Below are 7,877 nucleotides of genomic sequence, written 5' to 3'. Positions count from 1 at the left end.
TCGAGCTCACGGATCCTCTTGCGAGCGGCGGCCAGCTCCGCCTGAACAGCGTCGCCGCCGGTCTGCGAAGCGGCCGGCGGTGCGGAGTGGGCGCCGGGCCGGCGCCCGTCGGCGGCCCGGATCCAGTTCCGCAGCGTCTCGGTGTTCACCCCGAGATCACCGGCGACGGACTTGATCGTCGCTCCCGGCCTCGACCGGTACAACGCGACCGCATCCGCTTTGAACTCGGCGGGGTAGTGCTTCATCCCCACGGGGACTCCGTTCTCCTGGACCATCAAGATCCAAGTGTCTCCGGTGTCCAGAACCCAGGGTCAGGCCCCGGGCAACACGATCCCCAACCCCTGGACACTCAACCACGCTTGAACGGCAGAGACCGTGGAGAGCCCGGTGCGGTGAGAGCCGCACACCGGGTTCGGCGAGCGGCACGGAGAAACGGACCGATGGCAACACCGGCACCGCGCTCCGTGCTGACTCAACAGTACGGGGTGTCGGCGGCGACGCGGTCGACCGGCAGCAGGGTGCCGTCGAGGATGACGAACGCCTTCGCCCGGATCGTCCTCATCGCCTCGGTCAGGGACGGGGCGAGGGCGGACAGGACCTCGACGTCTTCCCGTATGCAGCGGAAGACGGTTGCGATTCCGATGCCGAACCCGGCGGCGAGCTGAGCATAGGTGTCACCGCACCGCAGACGAGCCAGGGCGAGCAGGGCCTGGCGTGCAGCGGAGAGACGTCGCCACCGCGTCCCGATCTCCTGCCTCCTCACGGCCAGTTGCCCCGTCAGGAACCACAGAGTGCGACTGGACAGACCGATCGAGGACGGATAGGCAAGCACACGAAGCTCCTGACGAACGCGGGTGATCTTGGTCGAGAACCCGTCTACCAGGAGCTTCGCCCTTGCGCAGGACCGTCCAACTCGCGGTCAGCAACGCCAGCTTGGAAACGGCTCATTGATCCAGCCCGCTACCTTGGGGTCGACCCTTCGGGCGAGTTCTTGAAAGGTCAGATCTGTGCGGGTATGCAGGTGCCAGCTCCGCACTACCCGGCCGATCCTTTTCAGAGCGTCTTTACTGATCCCCAGGGCGGCCGCCAGGAACACATTTCCCTGTCGTCTCCGGTTCCTCCTGGCACGGAACGTGTACCCGAGAAACGTGAACGCTGTGTGCTCGTAGGAGCTTCAGCGGTTCCCGTCCTCGCAGTAGACGATCCGGGTCCTGGCCGGGTGCAGACGCAACCCGCCCCCCCACTACAGGGGCTTCATCACTACTACGAGCCGGTCCGCCAGCGGGTCCCGCATCGGTATTCGACCCCTCACAGTCGCTGCTGCTTAGCGATTCACTTGCGTTCGTCTTCCCAGTCCCACCTGACGCCTCTTACGGCACCTTTCCTCATCGCTCACCACGACGGTCTTCAACCAACGCGGCATGAGGTGGCATGAAGCCTCCCCCGCAGGGCGGCTTCGAAGGGCCACGAAACCTTCATCTTCCGCACAGCACCACTCTCGGAAGCTGTCCTACTGTCACCTTCCCTTGGTGCTCAGGACACAATCCCGGGCGAAATAGGCGGCTGCCCGGCGCAGGATCTCGCGCTCCAGCTGCCACTCCTGCTCGGCCTTGAGCAGCCGAGCCAGCTCCTCAGCCGCACTCACACTGCCCTCGGGCGCGGCCTGTGTCTCGTCCTTGCCGCACCCACGTCCGCAGCGATTCCGCGGTGAAGCCGAGATCTGCGGCCAACGCCGCGTACGTTCGCTTCGCGGCTGCGGCGCGGTGGAGCGCGACGGCATCCTTCCTGAACCCCTCTGGATACGGAGACTTGCGTCCCACCTGGACATCCCTCCCTGGACCGTCAAGATCCATTGTCAGGGTGTCCACTCCACGGGAGCATCCTCAGCGGGGGTCACACCCCCGGTGGTGGCCGCCGTGTGCCGGCACCCACTGTCACGGGGTGTTGTTGGCCAGGGCCAGCAGGCGGGAACGATCGCCGCTGAAGCGGTCGCGGTCGACGTTTCCGGAGATACCGCTCACCGAGCCGGTGGACGTGTACTGCCAGACGGTCCAGAACGGGAAGCCCTGTGGGATGCTGGGGCTGCCTGCGGAGGTCCAGTGCGCCACCCACAGCGGACTCCTGGCAGACATTCCGGTCCAGCCGCCGGTACAAGAGTTCCACCAGCTCGCGCTGGTGTAGATCACGACGTCGCGGCCGGTGCGGGCCTTGTACGTGTTGTAGAAGTCGAGGATCCAGGACTGCATCGCCGCGGGCGTCTTGCCGTAGCAGCTGCCCTCGATGTCCATCACACCCGGGAGCGTCAGGTTGTCGCGGGACCAGGCCCCACCATTGCCGGCGAAGAAGGCCGCCTGCTCCGCGCCCCCGGACACGTCGGGCCGGGCGAAGTGGTAAGCACCCCGGATCACGCCGGCGTTGTAGGCGCCCAGGTAGTTGGCGCTGAACGTGGGGTCCTTGTACGAGGTGCCCTCGGTCGCCTTCATCCAGGCGAACTCGATGCCCGCGCTACGGACCGCACCCCAGTTGATGCCGCCCTGCCAGCTGGAGACATCCACACCCACGGGGTTCGCCAGGAGGTTCGCCTGCGGCGCCGCGTCAAGGCGCAGCTGCCGGGTGTCCGGCTTGAAGTCGTTGTTGTCCTGGACGTAGCCCACGCCCATGTAGCCCTTGCCCGGCGGTATGCCGCCGCCCGACGGCAGCGATGCCGAGGAGGCGGTGCCCGACATCAGGCTGAGGGTCAGTGCGGCACTCATGCCGAGAACACCGGCCACCGTGAGTCCTTGCTGCGCGGTTTTGAGGGAGAGGCTCCGAGGGAACAAGGCTTCCTCCTGCTTGGTGGGGGGAGTGAAGTGCAGTGATGCCGAGTGGTACTCCGGTGCGGCAGGTCTCGACACGCCGGTGTGGGAGCGGCGCGGCAAACCGAAAGGGCGGTACACGTCCGGTCAGGAGGAATCGGCCGCGCGCTTCCCGCAGAGGGATCCCGCACACCCGATTGACGCGAACACGACACAGTGAGCCACAGAGACATGCCCGCGGTAAACAGTTTTCCGGTTCATTAAAGGTCTAGACCAATCTGCACACCGGTGAGCTGCGGAAAGGGATCAACATCGGTAGAACTTTCTTCAAGTGGCAGTCCATATAAGGGCGTTGATGGCATGAGACAGCGAGCCGATCGGAGCCACACAACCATACGGGACCTGTGCGGGAGGGCCTTTGGAACTCACGCGAGCTGCGGCCTGGGCGCCCAGAGCCGCGTGAAGGGTGCGCAGAACACTGCTGATCGGGGGAGTCCCGGCCGCACACGCGACCGCACCGGGGAGCCCGAACGGGCCACCCCGCGTTCCCCGCAGGATCCGGCATTGCTGGAGGCCGACCTGCGGCACGGACAGTGCGCCGCCGCCCTCGACCTCCCGGACCGCGAGAGGTACCTGGGCAACGGCGAGAGCATCGACTTCGACGGCTTCGTCATGGTTACCGGTGTGGCCCCACGGGGCCAGCCCGACAGCGATCTGGCCTCGCAGTCGCTCTCTGCTGCCAGCGACTCCCCCGGCCTATCCACAGGACACGGCCCGAACGGTGAGCTGAACTCGGCCACGTCGTCGCTCGTCATCGATGTGTCTTCCTTGATCAGGAGTTGCACCGTTCGTTCTGCAGGCCCTCGGTGTTGCTGGTCTCGACAATCGGGTGCCCACCCGCCGCCGTCACCATCGAACACATCCCCTCGCAGGGCCGCGGAGAACTGATGGGACGTTCGAGTCGCCGTCCGCTTCATAGGTCAACCGGTGTTCATCCAGGGCTCATTGACGGTGTCGCCCGCCGCTGCTGTAATCCACTCGCCCCTGAAAACAACGTTCCGCATTGCAGAACAGAGGAAGGGTGGAATCAGATGAAGCTGGGCAGGATCTTGGCGGTCGCGGCCGTCGCGGCCGTGACGCTCATCGGGAGCGCGGCGTCTCCCGCCATGGCCGCGACCTGGACACGGGCGGCGGACTATCAGCGGTGGACAGGTCTCAATGCGCTGGAGCGCGGGCAGGGTGTGGCGACGGACGGGACGTACTTCTACTATGCCGGGCCCGGTGGGATGGTGAAGGCCACCGTCACCAACGACTCGGAGGTCGCGTCATCGGTGGCCCCGATTCCTGGGGAGATGCGTGGGACGTACGGTAGCGATCACATAGGGGACGTGGAGTACTACGGCGGCTACGTGATCGCGCCGATAGAGGACGGTGGCAGTGACTACCAGCATCCGCTGCTGGCGCTGTACAACGCGAGTGACCTGAGCTACACGGGTCGCTATGTGCAACTGCCCCTTGCGCAGATGCCGGGCGGGGTGCCGTGGGTCGCGGTGGACGCTGCTGCGGGACTGGTCTACACCTCGCCCTGGGATCAGGATGCCGCGCAGGGCACGAACAAACTGGTCGCCTACAGTCTGAACGACCTGCTGAACCTTCCGGCCGGCTCGACACTTCCCGTGGTGAAGACCGTGACGCTGTCACAACCCCTGAGCAGGATCCAGGGTGCCGCGATGTGGCAGGGCAAGCTCTATGCCTCCGTGGACGACTCGGCGAAGTCAGTTCACTCGATCGACATCAACTCCGGTCAGGTTGCCTACGAGTTCCATCAGGACGTGGAGTCCGGAGACGAGGTTCAGGGGATCGCCGCCTGGGACTTCGGTCCATCGGGCGGTCAGCTGCACATCGTCAACGTCGGATCCGGCTGGAAGTCGATCTTCCTCTATCTGCAGCACTACACCCAGACCGGCTGAACCGGCGCAGCATCGGGAATGCGCGGAGCGGCCCCTTCGGCTACGGCCGCGGAACCCGCAGAACGCAGCTGAGGTCACCGAAGCCTGCCTGCAACTGTTCGATGTGCCGGGCAGAGCAGATGCAGCAAAGTTTCTGCGCGTGCTGCCGATCCTTCCCCCCAACGCGGGTGCCGATGTCCGCCTCGCACCGGTCCATCCACAGACTGGGCGGCCCTGGACTCCCGAGGTGGCATAGCCGATGCCCTTACCGCTGAGGGTTTGGCCGTAGCGGGTCTCTCCCCAGCTGTACGTGTCGGTTCCCCGCGTCGGGCGGCATGCCCCAAGACGTCCTCCTCGCACGATCCTCGAGAACTGACGCAGGACAGGTCGGCCGACCTCTTCCAGGAGCCGTCCGGCCGATCACGGTCATGGGCGTCCGGCATGATGCCCGGGTGAGCATCATCGTCGAGTTCTTCGCGGCTCCGGATGACGCGTCAGCGGCTCGGGTTCTCCGGACCGGGCCGCGACGCGCATTCGAGTCGCTCTCCTTCGGAAACGTCGATCCTGAAGGGGCTGTGATCGAGTGGGAGTGCCTTCTTTCCGGCGGCAACTTCGAGGAACTCGTCGAAGCTGCTGAGCCTCGTATCATCGCCGGCCAGAACGATGACGGATGCGTTGTCTTCGCCGTCTCGCCTCGCTTGTCCGCAACCCTCGCCGAGGCCGAGCGGTCGGGGTTGGAGGATGCCGCTGTCGCGTGGTCCGTACGGCATGCGGAGGGCCGCGAGGTCATGGACGCGGAGATCGCCTCCGTGATCCTGGGTGATTTGGCCGCTCTCGTCGCCAGCGCCCGGGGCCAGGTCCAAGGTGTCTACTGCTGGGTCGCGTAGGAGTTCACGGCCGGGGCGAGGTCGCGACGGATGCCGTGGGGAGGGTGGGTGCCGATGCCGGGCAGAACGTAGCCACGCTTGTCGCAGCGCAGGGTGAACGCTCGTCGACACCGACCAGTACGTTCATGCGGCCGACCTGCTGCACCACCGCACGCCGCCACCACACCTACGAGCACCTCCTCCTCGCCGCTCCACTCCCGCCGATGCGGCCCACCCCCGGCGATCCTCGACTTCGGCGACGGGGCCCGGGGCTCGGATCCGGCCCCGGCCCCGCAACTAGACCCGGTGGGACATCAAGACCGGTACACCTCAAGCACTCCAGAGGGCGCCCGTGGAGGAGGTTCCGACGGGCTGGTGGCGCCTAGCAGGGCGGCGGCCGGGATATCGCGGTTCGGTGAGCAGCACGGCCCGAAGATGTTGGCATGGTTCGTGCGGTTGGCTACGGGTGATGATCCGGAGGGGGCGCGCTGGCGGCGCGGGATCGAGGCGGCCGGCCGGTTGAGGCGGGAGGCCAGGAACGGCGTGCCGCAGGTGCCGTACGCATACGTCACACCGGAGGACCGGGCCGGGTCTGCGAGGGTCACTCGCTCCGAAGCGGTCTCCCCCGCACGGCATCGAGCACCAGTGCCAGCAACCGCCCGGACTGTTCCTCGTCCTCGCTGCGAGCCGTGGACAGCGCGACCCCGACGACGAGTTGGACCAGGTCGTCGGCAGTCAGGTCGGTGCGGGCCGTTCCCCGTTGCTGGGCCCGAGTGAGCAGACCGGTTGCCGCATCCAGGATCAGCTGATGACAGTCGAGACCCGGGGCGTCGGACTCTCCGATCATCAGGGCGCTGCCCATGCCCTGGTTGACCCGGGCATGGGTCAGGAAGGCGCGCAGCCAGTGCGCCAGGGCATCGTCGGCGGATTCCGCGGAGAGCAACGCCTCCGCCCGCCCGCAGAGGCACTCAATCCGGTCCCTGAGCACTGCGGTCAGCAGGGCGGAGCGGTTCGGGAAGTGACGGTAGAGCGTACCTGGGCCCACGCCGGCTCGGCGGGCGATCTCGTTGAGGGACGCCCCGGGGCCGACCTCGGCGAACACTTCCTGCGCCGTGGCCACAAGGCGCTCCCGATTGAGGCGCGCGTCGGTGCGCCGCGGTGGTCGAGAGGAGGCATGGCCCTGCCTGGTCGTCATCGTCACGCCCTTCGGTCGCCTCCCGGGATAGCCAAGCGGAGAGGTTCTCCGTATCCTAACGGACGCTATCCGGAGAGCCTCTCCGGATTGACTGCGTAAGGAGAACGAATGACGGACAGTGCACGCAACGAGCTCGGCCGGGTCGGGATCTGGACCTTCGCCTACGAGGGGCAGCCCGTCGGCCGTGTGCGCGAATCAGCTGCTGAAATAGAGGAGTTGGGCTACGGATCCCTCTGGTTCGGGGAGTCGTTCGGCCGCGACACGGTGGGCCAGGCGTGGTTGCTGCTCTCGGCAACCCGCCGTATCTCCGTCGCCTCCGGGATAGCCAATATCGCGTTCCGGGACCCGATCGCCACCGCCACCGCGGCGCGTACGCTCGGCGAAGCGTTCCCCGGACGCTATGTACTCGGTCTGGGCGGGCACCGGATCGACGACACCGTGCATGAACTGGACGGCTATCCCGTGCCGGCCCGCGGCAGGGCGGTAGCCACAATGCGCGCCTACCTGGATTCCATGGACGCGGTACCCGCCCACGGCCCGATACCGGACCCGGCTCCGCGCCGCGTGCTGGCCGCCCTCGGACCGAAGATGCTGGAGCTGGCCGCCGAACGCACCTGGGGCGCGCACCCCTACTTCGTACCCGTCGGGCACACCGTACGGGCACGCCAAATCATGGGACCGGATGCGTTTCTCGCGGTCGAGCAGGCGGTCGTGCTGGACACCGACCTCGGCCGGGCCCGCGAGGTGGCCACGGCACACGTCGCCGGATACGTCTCACAGGCTCCGCACCAGGAAGCGAACGTGCGTCGGCTCGGCTTCGGCGACAAGGACATCATCGGCGGACCGAGCCGTCGGCTGGTGGACGCGATCGTCGCCTACGGAGACGCAGACGCGATCCGACGACGCGTTGAGCAGCACCTCGACGCAGGAGCCGACCATGTCTGCCTACAAGTGCTCACTGCCGATCCGTCCTCGCTGCCGGAGCGTGAGTGGCGCGAGCTCGCCCCCGCTCTTGTACCACGTCAACCGTTCCGTGCACCGCGAAACAGGCAGCCCTGACCGCAGGTACCCA

8 protein-coding genes and 1 pseudogene are annotated in these 7,877 nt (G+C 66.8%); 3 read left to right on the top strand and 6 right to left on the bottom strand.

The window, feature by feature from the left end:
* The 5 genes and pseudogenes from GA0115234_RS00830 to GA0115234_RS00820 all read right to left on the bottom strand — a co-directional run.
* Positions 1-245, bottom strand: a 245-nt coding sequence (locus GA0115234_RS00830; RefSeq protein WP_161275523.1) for a transposase, incomplete at its 3' end; no start/stop codon positions are given.
* 233 nt (positions 246-478) lie between these two features.
* A pseudogene (locus GA0115234_RS00825) lies at positions 479-832 on the bottom strand (transposase family protein); the annotation flags it as partial.
* 684 nt (positions 833-1,516) lie between these two features.
* Positions 1,517-1,645 carry a hypothetical protein gene (locus GA0115234_RS42960; RefSeq protein WP_256088515.1) on the bottom strand — a complete coding sequence of 43 codons (129 nt, stop codon included), beginning with the start codon at positions 1,643-1,645 and terminating at the stop codon, positions 1,517-1,519.
* Complete coding sequence (locus tag GA0115234_RS44160) at positions 1,632-1,853, bottom strand: transposase (protein ID WP_370803718.1); 222 nt, start codon at positions 1,851-1,853, stop codon at positions 1,632-1,634. Before GA0115234_RS44160 ends, GA0115234_RS42960 begins: the two co-directional genes overlap by 14 nt.
* 81 nt (positions 1,854-1,934) lie before the next feature.
* Positions 1,935-2,753 (bottom strand): GH25 family lysozyme, encoded by an 819-nt coding sequence (locus GA0115234_RS00820; RefSeq protein WP_093538892.1) that lies wholly within the window; start codon positions 2,751-2,753, stop codon positions 1,935-1,937.
* A 1,133-nt stretch (positions 2,754-3,886) separates the two neighbouring features.
* On the opposite strand from GA0115234_RS00820, the gene GA0115234_RS00815 reads away from it, so the two are divergent.
* Together GA0115234_RS00815 and GA0115234_RS00810 are read left to right on the top strand one after the other, a co-directional pair.
* Positions 3,887-4,765 carry a hypothetical protein gene (locus tag GA0115234_RS00815; RefSeq protein ID WP_093538887.1) on the top strand — a complete coding sequence of 293 codons (879 nt, stop codon included), beginning with the start codon at positions 3,887-3,889 and terminating at the stop codon, positions 4,763-4,765.
* A gap of 431 nt (positions 4,766-5,196) precedes the next feature.
* Positions 5,197-5,631: a hypothetical protein gene (locus tag GA0115234_RS00810; protein ID WP_093538891.1), complete on the top strand. Its 435-nt coding sequence runs from the start codon at positions 5,197-5,199 to the stop codon at positions 5,629-5,631.
* A gap of 580 nt (positions 5,632-6,211) precedes the next feature.
* Here the strand turns inward: GA0115234_RS00810 and GA0115234_RS00805 are convergent.
* Complete coding sequence (locus GA0115234_RS00805; protein ID WP_093538890.1) at positions 6,212-6,805, bottom strand: TetR/AcrR family transcriptional regulator; 594 nt, start codon at positions 6,803-6,805, stop codon at positions 6,212-6,214.
* A 108-nt stretch (positions 6,806-6,913) separates the two neighbouring features.
* On the opposite strand from GA0115234_RS00805, the gene GA0115234_RS00800 reads away from it, so the two are divergent.
* Positions 6,914-7,864 carry a TIGR03620 family F420-dependent LLM class oxidoreductase gene (locus GA0115234_RS00800; RefSeq protein WP_093538886.1) on the top strand — a complete coding sequence of 317 codons (951 nt, stop codon included), beginning with the start codon at positions 6,914-6,916 and terminating at the stop codon, positions 7,862-7,864.
* Positions 7,865-7,877: the final 13 nt, after the last annotated feature.

Origin of the sequence: Streptomyces sp. DvalAA-43, from assembly GCF_900091725.1 — a bacterium.
GTDB lineage: Bacteria > Actinomycetota > Actinomycetes > Streptomycetales > Streptomycetaceae > Streptomyces > Streptomyces pulveraceus.
Note: the sequence above shows the minus strand (reverse complement) of the source record. Positions and strands in the feature narration are given on the sequence as shown.